The 17102-nt window shown below is 66.3% G+C and carries 21 protein-coding genes; 13 read left to right on the forward strand and 8 right to left on the reverse strand.

The features are described from left to right. Positions 1 to 12 precede the first annotated feature (12 nt). From MBENS4_RS23975 to MBENS4_RS07635, 6 genes are all read right to left on the reverse strand, one after another. Positions 13 to 333: a hypothetical protein gene (locus tag MBENS4_RS23975; RefSeq protein WP_052322092.1), complete on the reverse strand. Its 321-nt coding sequence runs from the start codon at positions 331 to 333 to the stop codon at positions 13 to 15. A gap of 3 nt (positions 334 to 336) precedes the next feature. Further along, the gene (locus MBENS4_RS23980) at positions 337 to 666 is read right to left on the reverse strand and encodes a hypothetical protein (RefSeq protein ID WP_052322093.1); all 330 of its coding nucleotides are present in this window, start codon (positions 664 to 666) and stop codon (positions 337 to 339) included. Between the two features lie 233 nt (positions 667 to 899). Next, positions 900 to 1427, reverse strand: coding sequence for a hypothetical protein (locus tag MBENS4_RS07620; protein ID WP_039389840.1), 528 nt, complete (start codon positions 1425 to 1427; stop codon positions 900 to 902). 155 nt (positions 1428 to 1582) lie between these two features. Continuing rightward, positions 1583 to 2389, reverse strand: coding sequence for a bifunctional sulfur carrier protein/thiazole synthase protein (locus MBENS4_RS07625; RefSeq protein WP_304413561.1), 807 nt, complete (start codon positions 2387 to 2389; stop codon positions 1583 to 1585). Between the two features lie 79 nt (positions 2390 to 2468). Further along, complete coding sequence (gene thiS / locus MBENS4_RS07630) at positions 2469 to 2699, reverse strand: sulfur carrier protein ThiS (RefSeq protein WP_084592131.1); 231 nt, start codon at positions 2697 to 2699, stop codon at positions 2469 to 2471. Positions 2700 to 2819: 120 nt separating this feature from the next. Next, positions 2820 to 3197 (reverse strand): MerC domain-containing protein, encoded by a 378-nt coding sequence (locus tag MBENS4_RS07635; protein ID WP_039389842.1) that lies wholly within the window; start codon positions 3195 to 3197, stop codon positions 2820 to 2822. A gap of 132 nt (positions 3198 to 3329) precedes the next feature. On the opposite strand from MBENS4_RS07635, the gene MBENS4_RS07640 reads away from it, so the two are divergent. Next, complete coding sequence (locus MBENS4_RS07640; protein ID WP_052322094.1) at positions 3330 to 4424, forward strand: COX15/CtaA family protein; 1095 nt, start codon at positions 3330 to 3332, stop codon at positions 4422 to 4424. A gap of 1 nt (position 4425) precedes the next feature. Then, on the forward strand, positions 4426 to 4764 hold the full coding sequence (gene cutA, locus MBENS4_RS07645; RefSeq protein WP_039389844.1) for a divalent-cation tolerance protein CutA: 339 nt from the start codon (positions 4426 to 4428) through the stop codon (positions 4762 to 4764). A gap of 41 nt (positions 4765 to 4805) precedes the next feature. Here the strand turns inward: cutA and MBENS4_RS07650 are convergent, their stop codons facing one another. Continuing rightward, a complete protein-coding gene (locus MBENS4_RS07650) occupies positions 4806 to 5738 on the reverse strand; it encodes a LysR family transcriptional regulator (protein WP_052322095.1) in 933 nt (310 codons plus the stop codon). 121 nt (positions 5739 to 5859) lie between these two features. Here MBENS4_RS07650 and MBENS4_RS07655 point away from each other — a divergent pair, with 121 nt between their 5' ends. The 8 genes from MBENS4_RS07655 to MBENS4_RS07685 all read left to right on the forward strand — a co-directional run bounded on the left by MBENS4_RS07655 (position 5860) and on the right by MBENS4_RS07685 (position 13283). Beyond that, positions 5860 to 8361 carry a TonB-dependent receptor gene (locus tag MBENS4_RS07655; RefSeq protein WP_039389847.1) on the forward strand — a complete coding sequence of 834 codons (2502 nt, stop codon included), beginning with the start codon at positions 5860 to 5862 and terminating at the stop codon, positions 8359 to 8361. Further along, entirely contained in the window at positions 8361 to 9356 is a 996-nt protein-coding gene (locus MBENS4_RS07660) for an MBL fold metallo-hydrolase (protein WP_039389848.1), read from the forward strand. Before MBENS4_RS07655 ends, MBENS4_RS07660 begins: the two co-directional genes overlap by 1 nt. Positions 9357 to 9380: 24 nt before the next feature. Then, on the forward strand, positions 9381 to 9779 hold the full coding sequence (locus MBENS4_RS23985) for a Rieske 2Fe-2S domain-containing protein (protein WP_052322096.1): 399 nt from the start codon (positions 9381 to 9383) through the stop codon (positions 9777 to 9779). After that, the gene (locus tag MBENS4_RS23990; protein WP_144400870.1) at positions 9689 to 10408 is read left to right on the forward strand and encodes an aromatic ring-hydroxylating dioxygenase subunit alpha; all 720 of its coding nucleotides are present in this window, start codon (positions 9689 to 9691) and stop codon (positions 10406 to 10408) included. Before MBENS4_RS23985 ends, MBENS4_RS23990 begins: the two co-directional genes overlap by 91 nt. Continuing rightward, on the forward strand, positions 10405 to 11307 hold the full coding sequence (locus MBENS4_RS07670; protein ID WP_039389850.1) for a VOC family protein: 903 nt from the start codon (positions 10405 to 10407) through the stop codon (positions 11305 to 11307). Before MBENS4_RS23990 ends, MBENS4_RS07670 begins: the two co-directional genes overlap by 4 nt. A gap of 208 nt (positions 11308 to 11515) precedes the next feature. Beyond that, entirely contained in the window at positions 11516 to 11995 is a 480-nt protein-coding gene (gene rplM, locus MBENS4_RS07675) for a 50S ribosomal protein L13 (RefSeq protein ID WP_039389852.1), read from the forward strand. After that, a complete protein-coding gene (rpsI, locus tag MBENS4_RS07680) occupies positions 11995 to 12525 on the forward strand; it encodes a 30S ribosomal protein S9 (RefSeq protein ID WP_039389854.1) in 531 nt (176 codons plus the stop codon). Before rplM ends, rpsI begins: the two co-directional genes overlap by 1 nt. A 140-nt stretch (positions 12526 to 12665) precedes the next feature. Further along, positions 12666 to 13283 carry a DUF2238 domain-containing protein gene (locus MBENS4_RS07685; protein WP_039389856.1) on the forward strand — a complete coding sequence of 206 codons (618 nt, stop codon included), beginning with the start codon at positions 12666 to 12668 and terminating at the stop codon, positions 13281 to 13283. 91 nt (positions 13284 to 13374) lie between these two features. Here the strand turns inward: MBENS4_RS07685 and MBENS4_RS07690 are convergent, their stop codons facing one another. Beyond that, on the reverse strand, positions 13375 to 15057 hold the full coding sequence (locus tag MBENS4_RS07690; protein WP_242404830.1) for an arylsulfatase: 1683 nt from the start codon (positions 15055 to 15057) through the stop codon (positions 13375 to 13377). Between the two features lie 314 nt (positions 15058 to 15371). Here MBENS4_RS07690 and MBENS4_RS07695 point away from each other — a divergent pair, with 314 nt between their 5' ends. From MBENS4_RS07695 to MBENS4_RS07705, 3 genes are all read left to right on the forward strand, one after another. Further along, entirely contained in the window at positions 15372 to 15770 is a 399-nt protein-coding gene (locus tag MBENS4_RS07695) for a PadR family transcriptional regulator (RefSeq protein ID WP_039389858.1), read from the forward strand. After that, on the forward strand, positions 15757 to 16200 hold the full coding sequence (locus tag MBENS4_RS07700; RefSeq protein WP_242404831.1) for a DUF1700 domain-containing protein: 444 nt from the start codon (positions 15757 to 15759) through the stop codon (positions 16198 to 16200). The genes MBENS4_RS07695 and MBENS4_RS07700 overlap by 14 nt, the downstream gene beginning before the upstream one ends. A gap of 144 nt (positions 16201 to 16344) precedes the next feature. Next, complete coding sequence (locus MBENS4_RS07705) at positions 16345 to 17070, forward strand: GIN domain-containing protein (protein WP_039389860.1); 726 nt, start codon at positions 16345 to 16347, stop codon at positions 17068 to 17070. Positions 17071 to 17102: the final 32 nt, after the last annotated feature.

Below are 17102 nucleotides of genomic sequence, written 5' to 3' on the forward strand. Positions count from 1 at the left end.
CCTCGGCCAGCGTCAGCGAGCCGATCTCGGCCGCCTCGGAAGCTTGGCGTCCAGCTCACCGGCCTGGCGATCGACGCAGTTCCACACCGAATCCCAAAGGAGTTCCTGCGTCGTGCGGCGCATGTTCGACCAGCCCAGGAACGCAGGCTCCTTGTGCAGCTTGTCGAAGACCTCTTCGGCGCGCGCGTTGTGGCTGAGGCCCGGGTCCAGTTCCTCGGCGATCTGGCGCTCGTGCGGCTCGACCTCGGTGTAGAGCCAGTACTGCAGGTCGCGCACGAAGAGCTGTTCGGTGGTCTCGTCGTGGTTGGCGCTGGCAAGCATCGGATGCGACATGGTTCAGGCTCCCTGGTTCGAAGTGGTCTTGGCCGCGCGGCGCATGGCCGCCTCGCGGATCGGGCGGAATACCTTGCCGATCAGGCGCTGGCGCAGCGCGCCGCGCGCCTTGGCGGCGTCCTCGTCGGGAACATAGGCCTCGACCGCGCCTGCGTCGAGCGTGCCGGCCTGGGCCAGCAGGCGCTCGAGCGTGTCGATACGCTCGCGCGCCATGGCCAGTTCGCTGGCCAGCGCGGTGATCATCGCGAAGGTCTGGTCATCGCCTTCGTCCAGGCCGGGCATGTCCCGGCGACCGGCGGTCTGGGGTTTGGCCATCTGCGGCTTGTTGGTCACGCGTTACACCTCTTGCTTCCGTTCCGGCTGCGACAGAGACCGGATCTCTCGGGAGTACAAGATGCCATAACGCTCTTCGGGTGCAGGGCCGCCTTCGATTTGTCCGAACGGCGACAACCTGCGCCGGATTTTCCGGTCGCAGGTTGCGGTTTGGGCCTCACGCTACGTTCTAGAGGGGCCCGGTGCAGGGAAAGCGGTGCGACCCGAGGGCCCTGCGGTAAAGGAAAGGTATCTCAGGCAGCTTCGAGCTCGATCCACTCGGGGTAGAAGCCGGGTTCGCGCGCCGACCAGCCCGGCGCCGTCGCGGCAGCCTCGCTGATCGAGTGCAGCAGGGTCTTGCGCCGGTCGGGGCGGATCTGCGGGAGCGCGGCCGCGCCGCAGAAGGCCCCGGGGAGCCAGGGCCGGGCCCAGGCGCCCAGCAGGCGTTCGTAGAGGAAGCGGAAGGCGGAGAAGCTGTCCAGCCCGCCCTGCGCCAGGTCGTAGGCGGCCATGCGCACCAGCTTGCCCATGAACGGATCGAGATCGGCAAAGCCATACTCGTCCGGGCGCTGGCCGCGCAGGGCCGGCAGGTCACGGTAGCTCTCGTACTGGCCCCGGATAGAGGCCATTTCCCCGGCATCGCGGCCCCAGAGCTTGAAAGCGTCCTGGCGCCCCAGGCCAACATCGAGACTGCGCCGGATATAGCGCTGTTCCGAAGGGGTGAAGCTTGCGAATTCCCGAAGCTCGCTGATCGTGAGACTTGCCGTGCCTGCGTATTCCATGTGCTGTGTCCGTTGCTTGTTATGTGTCGTTGTTCAGCTTTCGCCTTTCCCGTGATGGACACACTTTAAGCCCCACGCGCTTACCCGCGCGTTAAACATGCAATCGTTTGAACACCTCACTGACCGAAAGTATTAGGCAATAAAATCATTAACCATCAGATCATGCCGGAAAGCGGGCTCGAGGGGTCTGCATAGCGGCGCTTCTGCATGCGCCCGCTAAGATATGCGTGGCGTCCGGCCTCCACCGCGAGGCGCATTGCCTTCGCCATCCTTACCGGATTCTTCGCCTCGGCAATGGCGGTGTTCATGAGCACGCCGTCGCAGCCCAGTTCCATCGCGACCGCCGCTTCCGACGCGGTACCCACGCCCGCATCGACCAGCACGGGCACCTTGGCGCCCTCCACGATGAGGCGCACGGTGACCTGATTCTGGATGCCAAGGCCCGAACCGATCGGCGCGCCCAGCGGCATGACCGCCACCGCGCCCGCCTCTTCAAGCTGCTTGGCCGCGATCGGATCATCGACGCAGTAGACCATCGGCAGGAAACCTTCCTTGGCGAGGATCTCGGTGGCCTTCAGCGTCTCGCGCATGTCGGGATAGAGCGTGCGCGCCTCGCCCAGCACCTCCAGCTTGACGAGGTCCCAGCCGCCCGCCTCGCGCGCCAGGCGCAGCGTGCGGATCGCATCCTCGGCCGTGAAGCAGCCCGCCGTGTTAGGGAGGTAGGTGATCTTCTTCGGGTCGATGTAGTCGGTCAGCATCGGCGCCTTGGGGTCCGACACGTTGACGCGGCGCACCGCGACCGTGACGATCTCGGCGCCCGAAGCCTCGACCGCAGCCGCGTTCTGCTCGAAGTCCTTGTACTTGCCCGTGCCCACGATCAGGCGCGAGGTGAAGGTGCGCCCGGCAACGGTCCAGGTGTCGGCCTCGTTGGAGGCAGTGGCGGCGGCGGCGGTATCGGTCACGGGTCGCATCCTTTCAGCGGCGTCGAGGCGCGCGAAAATCACAGGAGAAACAGGAACGGGGGACGGAGCTGGAGGCGCGTCAGCCACCGCCCACGAAATGGACGATCTCGAGGATGTCGCCCTCGCCCAGGGTCACGTCGGCCAGAGTGGAGCGCGGCGCGATCTCGGCGTTGTGCTCGACCGCGACCTTGGTGGGATCAAGGCCGATGTGCGCGACAAGGTCGGCAATCGTCGAGCCAGCCGCGATCCGGTGCGGCTCGCCGTTGACGGTGAGCGAGATAAGGGCGTTCGGCGTGTCGTTCTGGGCCATGTGGGTGCAGATAGCGCGCCCTGCGCCGAGCGCAAGGTTTCCCGCCGCCGAGCCGGTATATGAGCGGCGCTTTTCGCCTCGGTGCGCAGGGTCATCGCCTGCGCGTCCCACCCGCAGGGATCAGTGGGCCGCGTGGCCGCGCAGGTTGAAGAGATGCGCGCCCGCGACAAGGGCCACGCCGCAGATGGTGAGCAGCGCCTCGGGCAGGCCATGGCCGACAAACAGCGCGAGCGCCATCAGCACGATGCCCGCCCCGCCGGTTACCAGCGGAGTCATCCGGCCATGGCGCAGAACGCCAAATCCGAGCGAGGCCGCGCCGAACACGACGGCAAGGGCCAGCCCAACCTCATGAATTGCGGGCGAGAGCAGCAGTTCCCCGCCCAGCCCCAGCACGCCGACCAGCACGATGCCTGCCACGCAGTGCACCGCGCAAAGCCCGCTGAGCAGGATTCCGGCCCGGTCGAGCCGTCCACGAATCGAGGAAGGGTTGCTGCGCATCGCTCGGCAAATATGTAACGTTGTAACATTAATCAAGAGCGGGGCCGAAATTTGCCGCGAACCGAGCCCTTACCGCGCCCGGAGGCTGCGGGCCCTTGCGTAACCTGCGGCAAGGGCTCAGGAAGAGTCCCCATGAAGAACATGGACGGTCGCCCTCTCATCGGAACCCACGACGACATCGGCGCGATGGTGCGCTGGCTGTTCACCGTCGCCGTGCTGGTCGTGCTCATCGTGGCTATCGGCGGGATTACGCGCCTCACCGAATCCGGCCTCTCGATCACGCAGTGGAAGCCGGTGACCGGCGCCCTGCCCCCGCTGACCGACGCGCAGTGGCAGGCCGAGTTCGCCGAGTACCGCCAGATCCCGCAGTACCTTGATGTCAACGGCCCGGCGGGCATGACGCTTGCCGACTACAAGTTCATCTATTTCTGGGAATGGGCACACCGGCTGATCGCGCGCATCATCGGGCTGGTCTTTGCGCTGCCGCTGATCTGGTTCTGGGTGCGCCGCACGATCCCGCTGGGCTACAAGCCGCGCCTGCTCGCCCTCCTCGCGCTGGGCGGCCTGCAGGGCGCGGTGGGCTGGTGGATGGTCTCTTCCGGGCTCTCCCCCGACGCGCTCGACCGGGTGAGCCACTTCCGGCTTGCCGCGCACCTCCTGACCGCGCTCCTGACGCTGGGCGGCCTCGTGTGGACCGCGCTCGACCTGAAACAGCTCGAACAGGGCACGCCGCGCTCCTCGCTCGGGCGCTTCACCTTCGTGGCGCTGGCCGCGCTGACGCTCCAGCTGTTCTACGGGGCGCTCGTCGCGGGCATGCGCGCGGGCTACGTCGCGGGAGCCGGCTGGTTCCACCTCGACGCCTGGCCACTGATGCAGGGCCATCTCTTCCCGGAGGGCATCGATGCGTCGAGTGGGCTCTTCCATGCGCTCTTCAACGATCCCTTCCTCGTCCACTTCCTTCACCGCTGGTGGGCCTGGGTGGTCGTGGCGATCCTCGTCGTCATGGGGCGGCGCCTGCGCGCGATTCGCCAGCGCCCGGCCTCGGTGGCGATCCACATGGCCTTCGGCCTGCAGATCCTGCTCGGCGTTGCGACAATCTGGTCGGGCGTGAACCTGTGGCTGGCGGTCGCCCACCAGGTCTGCGCCGCGCTGCTGGTGATGAGCGTGGTCTGGGGTGCCCATGCGCTGGGCCGCCGCGATCCGGTCAACCTGCTGAGCGCGGCCTGAGATGGCGGACGGGCCCCTTTCCGGCGCGCCCCTTTCAGGAGCACTTGTCTGGTGTCCCTGCCCCGATGAAACCGCCGCACTCGCGGCCGCACGCACCCTTGTCGAAGAGAAGCTCGCCGGTTGCGGCAACGTGATCCCGGGGATCACCAGCGTGTTCGAATGGGAGGGCCGGATCGACACCGCGCGCGAAGTCGGCCTGCTGCTCAAGACCCGCGCCGACCTGCTCGAAGCCGCCGTCGCGCGCCTTGGCGAGATCCACCCCTACGAGGCGCCCGCCGTGCTGGGCTGGGTCTGCGACACGGGCGCCCCGGCCACGCTGGGCTGGCTGGGCGACCTCTGACAGACACCCGGGCGCGCAGGCCCGCCTGACGGGCGCACAGGTCAATCTGCCTGCACGCTCAGGCCGGGCTGAGGCGCAAGCTGGCGGGCGAAGCGAATGATGCGTTCGCGTAGCCAGGTCAGCCCGGCATCGTGCGTGCGCGCGACATGGTACTGCATCATCTCGCGCATGTTGGGGACATGGAAGGGAAGCTCGGCGATGGCGAGCTCGTGCACGGGCGCCGCGGTCTGTGCCAGCCGCTCGTGCATGACGGACAGGCGGTTGGTGCCGCGCAACAACCAGGGCACCTGGATGAACGACTGCGCACAGACCTCGATCCGGCGCTCGGGAACGAGCGTGTTCAGCACGCCTTCGACAAAGGTATCCTGATTGCCGATACGCACCGCCACGTGCCCTGCGGCAAGGAAGCCCTCGCGCGTCAGTTCGCTATCCAGCAAGGGGTTGTCACGCGCGCCGACGGCAACGAAGCGCTCCTCGAAGAGGAGTTCGCGCGGATGGTCGCAATCCATGAATTCCTCGGGCGTGAGGATCAGGTCCACCTCGCCCGCCTCCAGCTTGTCCGCGCTGTCCATGTCGGGGAGCGACAGGTTGAGGCGAATGCCCGGCGCTTCGCGCTGGAGAACCTCGACCAGGGGAACCAGCAGCACCGTGGTGATGTAGTCCGAGGCATTCACGAAGAACAACCGCCGGGACGCCGCCGGATCGAACCGCGTGCTCATCGCGATCAGCCCCTTGAGACGTATCAGCGCATCGCTGACTTCGGGCGCGATCGCCAGCGCGTGCTGGGTGGGAATCATCTTCTTGCCGTGCAGCACCAGAAGGTCGTCGTGAAAGCTCTCGCGCAGGCGCTTGAGCGAGGCGCTCATCGCCGATTGCGTCACGTTCAGCCGCTTCGCCGCGCGGGTCACGCTGCGCTCCTGAAGCAAAGCTTCGAATGCAACCAACAAGTTAAGGTCGAAATGATCCATCCGCATGATGCATTCATTCCATTTGTAGTTATCGAGAAAAACAAAAAATTGGACCGATAGTCTGCGCGGTGAAAGAACGCATGGCAAGTGCAGCGATAAACAGCTGCCGTTAGGGAGAGAGAAAGCGATGCGTACGCCCCTGGTCGCCGGTACGGCGATGACCCTTGCCCTGTTGGCGCAGCCCGCCCTGGGCCAGACCACTGAGACTCAGGCCACTCAGACACAGACCTCCGAGACAGGCGAGACCTTCGGGCTCAACGCCATCATCGTCACCGCACAGCGCCGCGCCGAAACCCTGCAGGATGCGGCCATCGCGATCAACGCGGCCAGCGGTGACCAGCTGGTGCAGAACGGCGTCGCCGACGCGACCCAGCTCAACACTGTGGCGCCCGCGCTCTATGTCGCGGCGGGCGGCGGCGCGAACACCGGCTACTTCATTCGCGGCGTCGGCAACTTCGCGAACAACGGCTACACCAGCCCGGCTGTCGCCTTCAACATCGACGGCGTCTACATCGGGCGCCCCTCCTCGACCGTCGCCTCCTTCCTCGACGTCAACCGCGTGGAAGTGCTGAAGGGCCCCCAGGGCACGCTCTATGGACGCAACGCCACGGGCGGCGCGATCAACGTGATCCCGAACGCGCCGCAGCTGGGCGTTTCGGAAGGCTCGGTCAGCGCGCAATACGGCAACTACGATGCCTATGAGCTGACGGGTATGGTGAACGCGCCGCTCGGCAACGATGTCGCCCTGCGCCTTGCCGGAACGGTGAACGAGCGCGACGGTTACTTCTCGGACGGCACCGGCTCGGCCAAGGATCTGGCCCTGCGCGGGCAGATCTATGCCGAGCTCAGCCCCGCGATCAACCTGCGCGTCTCGGCCGACTACTCGACCCAGAAGGGCACAGGGCCCGGTCTCAACGTCGAGGGCGTCTACACCTTCACCCCCTTCAATCCCGGCGCGACGGTCCGCAACTGGCTCCACGTCGAGGCTCCGGACAATGTGCGCGCGCCCTACACCGGCCTGTTCACGCCGGAGGCTCTGGACTTCATCGAGAACACGGCCACCGCGGCCCCGCTCTTCGCGCCGCTGACCGGCTATGCCTATCCGCGTCGCGACGATGAATACTGGGGCCTCAACGCCGAAGTGAACGTCGATCTGGGCGGGGTCGATCTCGTCGTGATCCCCGCCTATCGCCACTCGAAGCTGGACAACCAGTTCAACGGCCCCCCCTTCAAGGCCGCGATCAACTCCGACACCGCCGAGCAGTACAGCCTCGAGGCGCGCCTTTCGGGTACGAGCGGCCCTGTCGAATGGCTGCTGGGCGGGTACTGGTTCGACGAGACGGTCAAGGGCGTCAATTCGTTCAACCAGTTCTCGACGACCACCTTCAACAGCTTCGATACGCACACCCGCTCGCTGGCTGCCTTCGGGCGCGTCACCTGGAGCCTCACCGATACGCTGCGGCTCGTGGGCGGCCTTCGCTATTCCGACGAAAAGCGCGACATCGTGGCCCAGGCCGATTCGCTGGCCGCGATCTGCCTGACCGAGCTGCCCTCCGGCCAGCCCAGTTGCCCGAACCTGCCGACCGTGCCGGTGGGGCTGACCTTGCGCGATTCGCTTGCACAGTACGCCCCGGGGCTGTTCCCGGCAGGAAGCCCGCTCGATGCGCCTGCCCCCTACGGCGCCTTCCCCTTCGGCCCGTTCGGTCCCATGGGCCCCACCGCGCTTCTTGCGATTACCCCGACCGTGATCGACCGCGCAGCGAGCGACCGCGAGGTGACCTGGCGCGCCGCGGTCGAATTCGACGCCAGCCCCGACAACCTTGTCTACGCCAGCTTCGAGACCGGCTTTCGCGCCGGCGGCTTCAACATCACCTTCGGGCAGGAGGAATACGCACCGGAGTTCATCGACGCCTGGACGCTGGGTTCGAAGAACAGCTTCTTCAACAACAGCCTGCAGCTGAACCTGGAGGCCTTCTACTGGAAATACCGGGGCCAGCAGCTGGCCGCGCTGGGGCTCGACGACAACGGCAACAACGCCTTCTACACGCGCAACGTGGGCAAGTCCTCGGTCAAGGGCGTGGAGATGGACTTCCAGTGGCTGGCGGGCCCCACCACGCTCGTCCATGGCGGCGCGCAGTACCTTGATGCCACCTACGACAGCTTCCAGTACAACCAGATCGACCTGTCCGACGAAGGCGACCCGCCCTACTTCCTCACCCCGATCACGGGCTGCGGCTACACCCAGGTTTCCGAGCCCGTCCGCTCGTTCGACATCGACTGCTCGGGCAAGCCTGCCCTCTACGCGCCCAAGTGGAGCTTCAACCTGGGCGTCCAGCAGAAGCTCGAACTCGATCCGCTCGACATCACCTTCGCGCTCGATGGCCGCTACCGCGCCAACCGCGTGATCGGCTTTGCCTACCTGCCCACCGGCGACAGCGGCGCGGACTTCAAGATGGACGCCTCGATCCGCTTCGAGCCGACCGATATTCCCGTCACGGTCATGCTCTTCGTGCGCAACCTGACCGACCAGGCGGTGCAGTCGACCTACCAGCTGGGCGCGGGCAACGTCGCCAGTTCCGCCTATGAACCCCCGCGCACCTACGGCCTCAGGGTCGGGTACACGTTCTGATGCGTCCTCTTCGCACGTTCGCCTGCCGCGTCCTCCCCCTACTCCTGCTCACGGCGGCCGGTACGCCCGCCGCGGCGCAGGAGCCGGCACCGGACAGGGAAGGTCTGGGGACCTGGATCACGCTGGGCACCAATGCGGGGCCCGTGGTCGTGCCCGAGCGCTCGCAGCCTGCGAACCTGCTGCGCTTTGCCGGAAAGGACTACCTGGTCGACGTGGGCGATGGCGCGGCGGGGCGGATGGAGCAGGCCGGGGTGCAATCGCGCGCGGTGGACGCGATCTTCCTCAGCCACCTGCACTTCGACCACACCGGCGGCCTTGCCGCCGTCCTCGGCCTGCGCTTCCAGACCAGCGCGCGCGATCCGCTGACCATCTACGGACCGCCCGGAACGCGCGAACTGGTCGAGGGACTGCTCGCCTCGATGGTCCCGGGGGTCACCGCGAACTATGGCGTGGAAGGCGCGCCGCCCGTCGATCACCGCGCGGGCATCACGGTGCGCGAGCTGCGCGATGGCGACCGGATCGAGGTGGACGGCATGACCGTCACGGTGGCGCGCAACACCCATTACAGCTTCCCCGAGGGCAGCGCGATGGCGCAGCGCTTCCAGTCGCTCTCGCTGCGCTTCGACCTGCCGGGCCGCGCGATTGTCTACACTGGCGACACCGGCCCCAGCGCGCGGCTCGAGGAACTGGCGAAGGGCGCGGACCTGATGGTTGCCGAGATGATGGACATTCCGCTCACCATCGCGCGCCTGATCGCGGCCAACCCCGGTATTCCCGAGGGACAGTTGCAGGCGATGCAGACGCACCTGGCGCACCACCATCTTTCGCCCGCCGACCTCGGCGCCCTTGCCGCGCGCGCGGACGTGGGCGGACTGGTCGTCACGCACTTCTCGGGCTGGGGCCCGCGCAGCCCCGAGCACTTCGCCTACCTCTCCACCTTGTCCGCCGCCTATCCGGGCCCCTTCGAGATCGCCGACGACATGGACGCCTACTGAGCGTCCAAGCACAGGACTTTCGACATGACCGAGACGAAACCCTTCCTTGAAAACGCCTGGTACATGGCCGCCTGGAGCCATGAAGTGGGCGAGGACATGCTCCGCCGCCGCCTGCTCGGCGAGCCGATCCTGCTCATGCGCCGACAGGACGGCACCGCCGTGGCGCTGGTCGACCGCTGCCCGCACCGCTACGCCCCGCTCAGCAAGGGCGAACGCGAGGGCGACACCATCGTGTGCCCGTACCACGGCCTTACCTTCGATGCCGCCGGCCAGTGCGTGCGCAATCCCTTCTCCGAGAAGATCCCCGCGGCGCGCAGCTGCGCAGCTTTCCCGTGGTCGAGCGCGACCACATCGTCTGGTTCTGGCCCGGCGATCCCGCGCTTGCCGAAGAGACGCCGGTGCCCGATTTTTCCGCCATCGTGATCGACGGCCATGCCCCCATCACCGGCGTGATGCCGATGGCGGCGAACTACGAATACGGCACCGACAACCTGATGGACCTCTCGCACATCGAGTTCGTCCACAAGGGCACCTTTGCCGGGCGCGGCGTGATCTTTGCCGGGACCCACGAGGTCAAGGCGCAGGGCGACCAGCTCCATTCCAACTGGTGGATGCCCGCAATCCCCGCGCCCGCGCACACCTTCGGGATCTACGACCCGGCCATGATCACCGACCACTGGCTGGACATGCGCTGGGAGGCGCCCGCCAGCATGTACCTACAGGTCGGCGCCTGCCCCCAGGGCGGCGACCGGGCCGAGGGCGTGATCGCCCACCAGGCCCACATCCTCACCCCCGAAACGGAAGGTTCCAGCCACTACTTCTGGGCGACCACGCGGCAAGGTCCCCCCTCCCCCGAGGGCGACGCCATGCTGGCCGGTCTCATGGGAGCGGCCTTCGGCGAAGAGGACAAGCCGATCATCGAGGCCGCCTACGCCAACACCGACGGCGCCGACTTCTGGGAGCGCAAACCGCTCTCGCTCGGCATCGACACCGGCGGCACGCGCGCGCGCCGCATCATCGAGAAACGCAAGAAGGAAGAGGCCGCCCTATGAGCCGCGTGACCGAGATTCGCTATGTCGGCTATGGTGTCGAGGACTTCGACGCCGAGCGCCGCTTCTACACCCAGGACTGGGGCCTTGTCGAAGTCGCGGCCGAGGACGACACCGCCTGGTTCAAGGCGCAGGGGCACGATGAACACCACGTCCTGCGCCTCCACCGCCGCGAGACGAACTGCGTCGAGGTCATCGCCCTTGCCACTCCCGGCAGGGACGATGTCGATGCCCTCCACACAGCGGTGCAGGACGCAGGGTGCTCCATCATCCACGCGCCCCGCCCGCTCGACGCGCCCGGAGGCGGCTACGGCTTCCGCTTCTTCTCCCCCGATGGCCTGCCCTTCGAGATCTCGGCCGAGGTCGCGCCCCTCGACAAGCGCCCGCTGGAGCGCTGGGAAGGTGTGCCCGTGAAGATCAGCCACATAGTCCTGCATTCGCCCGACCATCAGGCGCTGGTGCGCTTCTTCACCGATGTGCTGGGCTTTCGCGTCTCGGACTGGCTGGGCGATTTCATGTGCTTCCTGCGCTGCAACGCGGCCCATCACCGCATCGCCATTCTGCCAGGCCCGCCCTGTCTCAACCACGTCGCCTACGACATGCTCAGCCTCGATGACATGATGCGTGGCGCCAGCCGTCTGCAGAAGCGCGGCACCGATCTGCGCTGGGGGCCGGGCCGCCACACGGCGGGCAACAACACCTTCAGCTATTTCGTGACGCCGGGCGGCTTTGCCGTCGAATACACCTCCGAACTCGACGAGGTCGACTTCGAGACCCACGAGGCGAAAGTCCACGCGCCTGCCCCCCAGGTCATGGACCAGTGGGGAATCGGCACCGGCGGCCCGCAGACCATGCCCAAGCCTGCCGTGGACCCCTGCCTGTTCACACCTGCGCAAACCTGAGCCGGCCCGGACCGATCCTTCCTGCGGATCGGTCCCGGAAACCGCTGCAGGATACATTACGGTATCATATTACCTCTTCGCAAAGCCGCATCCTGCTTGACTTGGCGCTCGATTTCGACGAATTGGCGCCACTTCCCGCGTACGGGACGGATTCGCGCCAGCGCCAATCCCCCGGACGCGCGCACGAAACACAAGGGATAGACCAGCCATGAAGGCGCTCACAAAGGTCACCCGGTCGATCAAGCCGGCCGAGGTGGAAAAGAAGTGGCATCTGATCGATGCCGAAGGTCTGGTGGTTGGCCGTCTGGCTGTCATCATCGCCGACCTCCTGCGCGGCAAGCACAAGCCGAGCTTCACCCCGCACGTCGATTGCGGCGACCACGTCGTCGTGATCAACGCCGAGAAGGTCCGCTTCACCGGCAACAAGCTCAAGCAGCAGACCTACTACAAGCACACCGGCTACGCCGGCGGCCTCAAGGAAGTCACCGCGGACAAGGTCCTCGCCGGTCGCTTCCCCGAGCGCGTGCTTGAAAAGGCCGTGGAACGCATGATTCCCCGTGGTCCGCTGGGCCGCGACCAGATGCGCGCCCTGCACGTCTACGCCGGCACCGAGCACCCGCACGGTGGTACGCAGCCCGAAGCCCTCGACGTTGCTTCGATGAACCGTAAGAACAAGGTGGGTGCCTAATGTCCGACACTGATACCGTCCAGAGCCTGTCCGACCTCAAGGACCTCGGCACCGAAGTCGCGACCGAAGAAGCTGCTGCTGAAGAGCAGGGTTTCACCCCCGTCGTCTCGAACGTTCCCCTGCGCGAGCAGGAACTCGACGCCCAGGGCCGCGCCTACGCCACCGGCCGCCGCAAGGACGCCGTGGCCCGCGTGTGGATCAAGCCCGGCACCGGCAAGATCACCGTCAACGGCCGTGACCAGGAAGTCTACTTCGCACGTCCGACCCTGCGTCTGGTCATTGCCCAGCCGTTCCAGATCACCGCGCGCGAAGACCAGTACGACGTCATCGCCACCGTCAAGGGCGGCGGTCTCTCGGGTCAGGCCGGCGCTGTGAAGCACGGCATTTCGCAGGCACTCTCGAAGTACGAGCCGGTCCTGCGCGCCACGGTCAAGGCCGCTGGCTTCCTCACCCGCGACAGCCGCGTGGTCGAGCGTAAGAAGTACGGCCGCGCCAAGGCCCGTCGTTCGTTCCAGTTCTCGAAGCGCTAAGTTTCGAACGGACCGACGCACCGGTTTACGAAAAGAGGGTCGCGGGCAACCGCGGCCCTTTTTTCATGCCTACGTCCCTTGGGCGCGCGTTGCAGCGCCGGGGCTTGCATGTCCCCGGTATCTGGCCAATCCTGCCGGGAATGCAACGGACCACCCTTCGCGACCTGACCGCCCTCACCCTCCTCTGGCTGGCGGCCCTGCTGGCCTCGGGATGGAGCCCGTACGAGCGTGCGACCTGGCTGATGGAGGTGGCACCTGTCCTGATCGCGCTGCCCGTGCTCTGGGCCACGCACTCTCGCCTGCCCCTGACCCGCCTCGCGCTGGCGCTGATTGGCCTGCATGGCCTCATCCTCATGCTGGGGGGAGCCTATACTTACGCGCGCGTGCCGCTGGGCTTTACCTTGCAGGACCTGCTGGGCCTCGCGCGCAACCCCTACGACCGGATCGGCCACTTCGCGCAAGGCTTCGTGCCCGCGATCGTGCTGCGCGAACTGCTGCTGCGCCGGGGCGGTCTTGCCCCCGGTTGGCTTTCCAGTGTGCTGGTCACGGCCTGCTGCCTGGCGGTGAGCGCGGCCTACGAGCTGATCGAGTTCGGCGCGGCCATGGCGCTGGGTCAGGGGGCCGAGGCGTTCCTGGGCACCCAGGGCGACCCCTGGGACACCCAGTGGGACATGCTCATGTGCCTTGTGGGCGCGATCTGTGCCTTGGCCCTCCTCACCCCCTGGCACGACCGCCAGATCGCCCGGATCGAGGCCTGAGCCCCAAAAAAGGGCCCCGGAGCGGCCGGGACCGATCCGGGGCATGCTGGAGGATGGCCCCCACGGTTTCCCGGGGGGAGGGACAAGGGGGTTACTGGAGGCCCTGCTCCATGAACTCGGCCACGACATTGGACATGTCGAACGAGGCCCCGCCCTGCACCGGCGGGTATTCGGCCAAGGTCTTGAGGTGCTTGTTCATCAGGACGCCCATCGGCTGCATCAGCCACGAGACCTTCTGGAGCAGATGCCCGTAGGCATCGACCGAATCGTAGCTCTCGAAGGGGTCCATGCGGATGTTGAACATGAGCGGCGCCGTGCGCGGGACCAGGTTGTCGTAATAGTTTTCCTTGGTCGAGAAATGGATCTTCCAGGGCCCCATGCGCACCGCGGTCAGCTTGCTCTCGTAGTAGTGGAAGATGTGGTCGCGGTTGGAATTCTCCTGCTGGCCGGTCCAGTATGGCACGTTGTTCACGCCATCGATGTACTGCTTCTTGGCGCTCTGCATCCGGCTGTTCACGTCCGGCACACCGGCAATCGCAGCGAGGCTGGTGAACATGTCCTGGTGGGCCTGAATGCCGTTCAGCACCTGATCCTGCGGGATCATGCGCGGATAGCGCAGCATCGAGACCACGCGCACACCACCCTCGTAGGTGGTCATCTTATCACCGCGGAAGGGCGTGGTCGCGCCGTGCGGCCAGGAATCGTGCTCGGGACCGTTGTCGGTCGAGTACCAGATCAGCGTATCATCCAGGATGCCCTGCTGCGCGAGCCAGTCGAGCACGGTGCCCACGTCCCGGTCGTGCTGCATCATGCCCGAACCATGAAGATCGGCTTCGGAGGTGTACTTCTCCGCCGCGTAGCGCCACTCGTCGTCAAGGTGCGTGTAGACGTGCATGCGCGAGGTGTTCATCCACACGAAGAACGGCTCGTTCGCGGCCTTGGCCTTGCCCATGAAGTCGAGCGCGGTCGGGATCATCTCGGCCGAATCGAAGTTCTCCATGCGCTTCCGGGTGAGCGGCCCGGTGTCCTGGATCGTCTGCTTGCCCACCTTGCCGAAACGCGGGTCCGAAGTCGTATCGTCCCGGTCTGTCGCGAAGCTGTGAATCACACCGCGCGTGCCGAACTGCGCCTCGTACTTCTCAAGGTCGCCCGAGAACTTCTTGCCGAAGGCCTGGTAGTCGCGCTGCTCGGCCTCTTCCTGGGTGTTGAGGTGGTAGAGGTTGCCGAAGAATTCATCGAAGCCATGCGCGGTGGGCAGGTGCTCGTTGCGGTCGCCCAGGTGGTTCTTGCCGAAGTGGCCGGTACGATACCCCGCCATCTTCATCACCTCGGCCAGACATGGCGACGCGGCCTGAAGCCCGAGCGCAGCGCCCGGCTGGCCCACCGTCGTCATGCCCGAACGGATCGGGTACTGCCCGGTGATGAAGGCCGCGCGGCCCGCCGTGCACGAGGGCTGCGCGTAGTGGTCGGTGAACTTGATGCCCTCGCGCCCGATGCGGTCGATGTTGGGGGTGCGGTAACCCATGGTTGCGAGGCCATAGGCGGAGACGTTCTGCCAACCGATGTCATCGCCCCAGATGACGAGGATGTTCGGCTTGCGGCCCGACGCGGCCTGCGCCAGCGCCTTCTGCGTGCCGATCAGCGATCCCAATGCGGGAAGTGCCGCCGCCATGCTCGAGGCCGAAAGCATCCTGCGCCGGCACATGCCCTTGGGCGTGTCACCTTCGCGTGCGGCGTGGGGACTGTCGGAATGCGGCGTATCGTCGTCGTGCATCGCGGAACTCTCCTCTGAACACGGGCGGAAGGACAGCGGCGCAATCGAAGACGATTCGCGCGAGGAAGCCCCCAACCTCTCAGGACGCCACTCTCGCCCGACCCGGCATCGCGCCGATATCAGGGTTTCCCCCCGGTTGAGGGCTGCCTGACCCTGACGAAGTCACGGAAGTCGCGAACAAAAACACATTCCTTCGCATGGCGCCTAACTTGCCGTGCACGGTATAGAGCATGGCCCTGTACCTCTTTTAAGAAGGTACCTTGCATCACACACTAGCTGTCTATATACAGTCTCCATCGACAGGAGATGATTCGATGTCCGAAATCGAAGTCCAGCTTAAGAAGGGGGTGCTTGGCCTTTGCGTGCTTGCCCTGCTTTCGCGGCGCAACAGCTACGCCTACGAGATCGCCAGCCGCATGGCCGACGCGGTCGATATGGGCGAAGGGACGATCTACCCGCTGATGCGCCGCATGCAGAAGGACGGTCTGGTCTCGACCTATCTCGAGGAATCGCCGTCCGGCCCGCCGCGCAAGTACTACGCCATCACCGAAGCCGGCCAGACGCGCCTTGCCGCGCAGATCACCGAATGGCGTGGTTTCACCGCTGCGGTCGACGAACTGATCGCGGGCGATGCGCCCGCCGCCACTGCGCCGGAAGCCACCGGCGAACCCGCGAACGTGCAGGAAGGGGAATCCAGCCATGACGCGTCTTGAATTCATCCGTCGCCTCGAAGCCGGGCTCAAGGGCCTGCCGCGCGAGGACGTCGACGACATCCTCTCCGACTACGCCGAGCACTTCGAGGCCGGCATGGCCGAAGGCCGCAGCGAGGCGGAGATTGCCGCCGCGCTCGGCGATCCGGCGCGCCTGGCCCGCGAACTGCGCTTCGAGTTCGGCCAGCGCAACTGGAAGGAGGCGCGCTCGCCGTCCTCGGCCTGGGCCGCGATCATCGCCTTCGTCGGCCTCGCCTCGCTGGACATCCTCCTGCTGCTGCCGATCATCGTGACTGTGCTGGGCGTGCTCATCGCGCTGTTCGTGGCCGTCATCGCGGTGTTCATCGCCGGTGGCTTTGTCCTTCTCGCCGGCCCTTTCACCGGCTTCCCGGGAGGCTGGGCCGTCGCCCTTCTCGCCGGTCTCGGATCCTGAGCGGATCGGTCGCGGCCGCGGCTATCCTCATCCTCGTCAGCATCTGGGTCATCAACGCCCTGATGTGGTTCGGCCGCCTGCACTTCCGGGTGCTCGAGCCCGCCATTCACCCCGACAAGTAACCGCGCCCGCAGGAGATACATCATGTTCCGCAAACTGCTCATTGTCTTCGCCAGCGCCGCGATCCTCTCGCTCGTTGCCTTCGCCGGGGCCTGGATCGTCGGGGGAGAGGACGCCCGCCGCGAGTTCGCCCAGGAAGGGGGCTGGCACTTCGGTGACGAGGACGAGGACCTGGGTCCCACCAAGACCCGCGAGTTCGCTATCGAAAGCGGATCGCAGATCGCCATGGAAGTGCCCGTCGACCTCAGCTTCACGCGCGGCGAGACCGCCAGCATGACCGTCAAGGGGCCTGAAAAGCTGCTGGAACGCCTGGTCTGGGAAGATGGCCGCCTCAAGCTCGACGGCCGCCGCAGCCACTGGGGCGATGGCCTCAAGGTCGTCATCACCGCGCCCGAGATCGAGGGCCTCGATCTCGACGCGCCGGGCGACGTCACGCTGGTCGGCCTCGACCAGGACCAGTTCACGCTGAAGGCCAATGGCGCGCTCGACCTCGAAGCCGAGGGCAAGGTCCGCACGATGGCCGTCACCACCAATGGCGCGGGCAACATCGACCTCGCCAAGCTCTACGGCGATGACGTCAAGGTCGAGGTCAACGGCGCGGGCGATGTAACGCTGGGCCCCAAGCGCCTCGCCGAAATCGAGATCAACGGCGTGGGCCACGTGACCCTGGTGCGCAAGCCCGAGATCCTGCGCAGCAACATCAACGGCCTGGGCTCGGTGGATCACGACTACGCGAAGGCGGACATGTAAGATGAAGGATTCTCAAGGGGCCATCGCCCCTT

The sequence above is a fragment of the Novosphingobium sp. MBES04 genome, from assembly GCF_000813185.1.
Classification (GTDB): domain Bacteria; phylum Pseudomonadota; class Alphaproteobacteria; order Sphingomonadales; family Sphingomonadaceae; genus Novosphingobium; species Novosphingobium decolorationis.

Excerpts from the sequence above, each read along its gene's own strand:
- MBENS4_RS23975 (WP_052322092.1), bottom strand. The coding sequence starts at position 333 with ATGTCGCATCCGATGCTTGCCAGCGCCAACCACGACGAGACCACCGAA.
- MBENS4_RS07620 (WP_039389840.1), bottom strand. The coding sequence starts at position 1,427 with ATGGAATACGCAGGCACGGCAAGTCTCACGATCAGCGAGCTTCGGGAA.
- thiS (WP_084592131.1), bottom strand. The coding sequence starts at position 2,699 with ATGGCCCAGAACGACACGCCGAACGCCCTTATCTCGCTCACCGTCAAC.
- MBENS4_RS07635 (WP_039389842.1), bottom strand. The coding sequence starts at position 3,197 with ATGCGCAGCAACCCTTCCTCGATTCGTGGACGGCTCGACCGGGCCGGA.
- MBENS4_RS07640 (WP_052322094.1), top strand. The coding sequence starts at position 3,330 with ATGAAGAACATGGACGGTCGCCCTCTCATCGGAACCCACGACGACATC.
- cutA (WP_039389844.1), top strand. The coding sequence starts at position 4,426 with ATGGCGGACGGGCCCCTTTCCGGCGCGCCCCTTTCAGGAGCACTTGTC.
- MBENS4_RS07650 (WP_052322095.1), bottom strand. The coding sequence starts at position 5,738 with ATGCGGATGGATCATTTCGACCTTAACTTGTTGGTTGCATTCGAAGCT.
- MBENS4_RS07655 (WP_039389847.1), top strand. The coding sequence starts at position 5,860 with ATGCGTACGCCCCTGGTCGCCGGTACGGCGATGACCCTTGCCCTGTTG.
- MBENS4_RS07660 (WP_039389848.1), top strand. The coding sequence starts at position 8,361 with ATGCGTCCTCTTCGCACGTTCGCCTGCCGCGTCCTCCCCCTACTCCTG.
- MBENS4_RS23985 (WP_052322096.1), top strand. The coding sequence starts at position 9,381 with ATGACCGAGACGAAACCCTTCCTTGAAAACGCCTGGTACATGGCCGCC.
- MBENS4_RS07670 (WP_039389850.1), top strand. The coding sequence starts at position 10,405 with ATGAGCCGCGTGACCGAGATTCGCTATGTCGGCTATGGTGTCGAGGAC.
- rplM (WP_039389852.1), top strand. The coding sequence starts at position 11,516 with ATGAAGGCGCTCACAAAGGTCACCCGGTCGATCAAGCCGGCCGAGGTG.
- rpsI (WP_039389854.1), top strand. The coding sequence starts at position 11,995 with ATGTCCGACACTGATACCGTCCAGAGCCTGTCCGACCTCAAGGACCTC.
- MBENS4_RS07685 (WP_039389856.1), top strand. The coding sequence starts at position 12,666 with ATGCAACGGACCACCCTTCGCGACCTGACCGCCCTCACCCTCCTCTGG.
- MBENS4_RS07690 (WP_242404830.1), bottom strand. The coding sequence starts at position 15,057 with ATGCACGACGACGATACGCCGCATTCCGACAGTCCCCACGCCGCACGC.
- MBENS4_RS07695 (WP_039389858.1), top strand. The coding sequence starts at position 15,372 with ATGTCCGAAATCGAAGTCCAGCTTAAGAAGGGGGTGCTTGGCCTTTGC.
- MBENS4_RS07700 (WP_242404831.1), top strand. The coding sequence starts at position 15,757 with ATGACGCGTCTTGAATTCATCCGTCGCCTCGAAGCCGGGCTCAAGGGC.
- MBENS4_RS07705 (WP_039389860.1), top strand. The coding sequence starts at position 16,345 with ATGTTCCGCAAACTGCTCATTGTCTTCGCCAGCGCCGCGATCCTCTCG.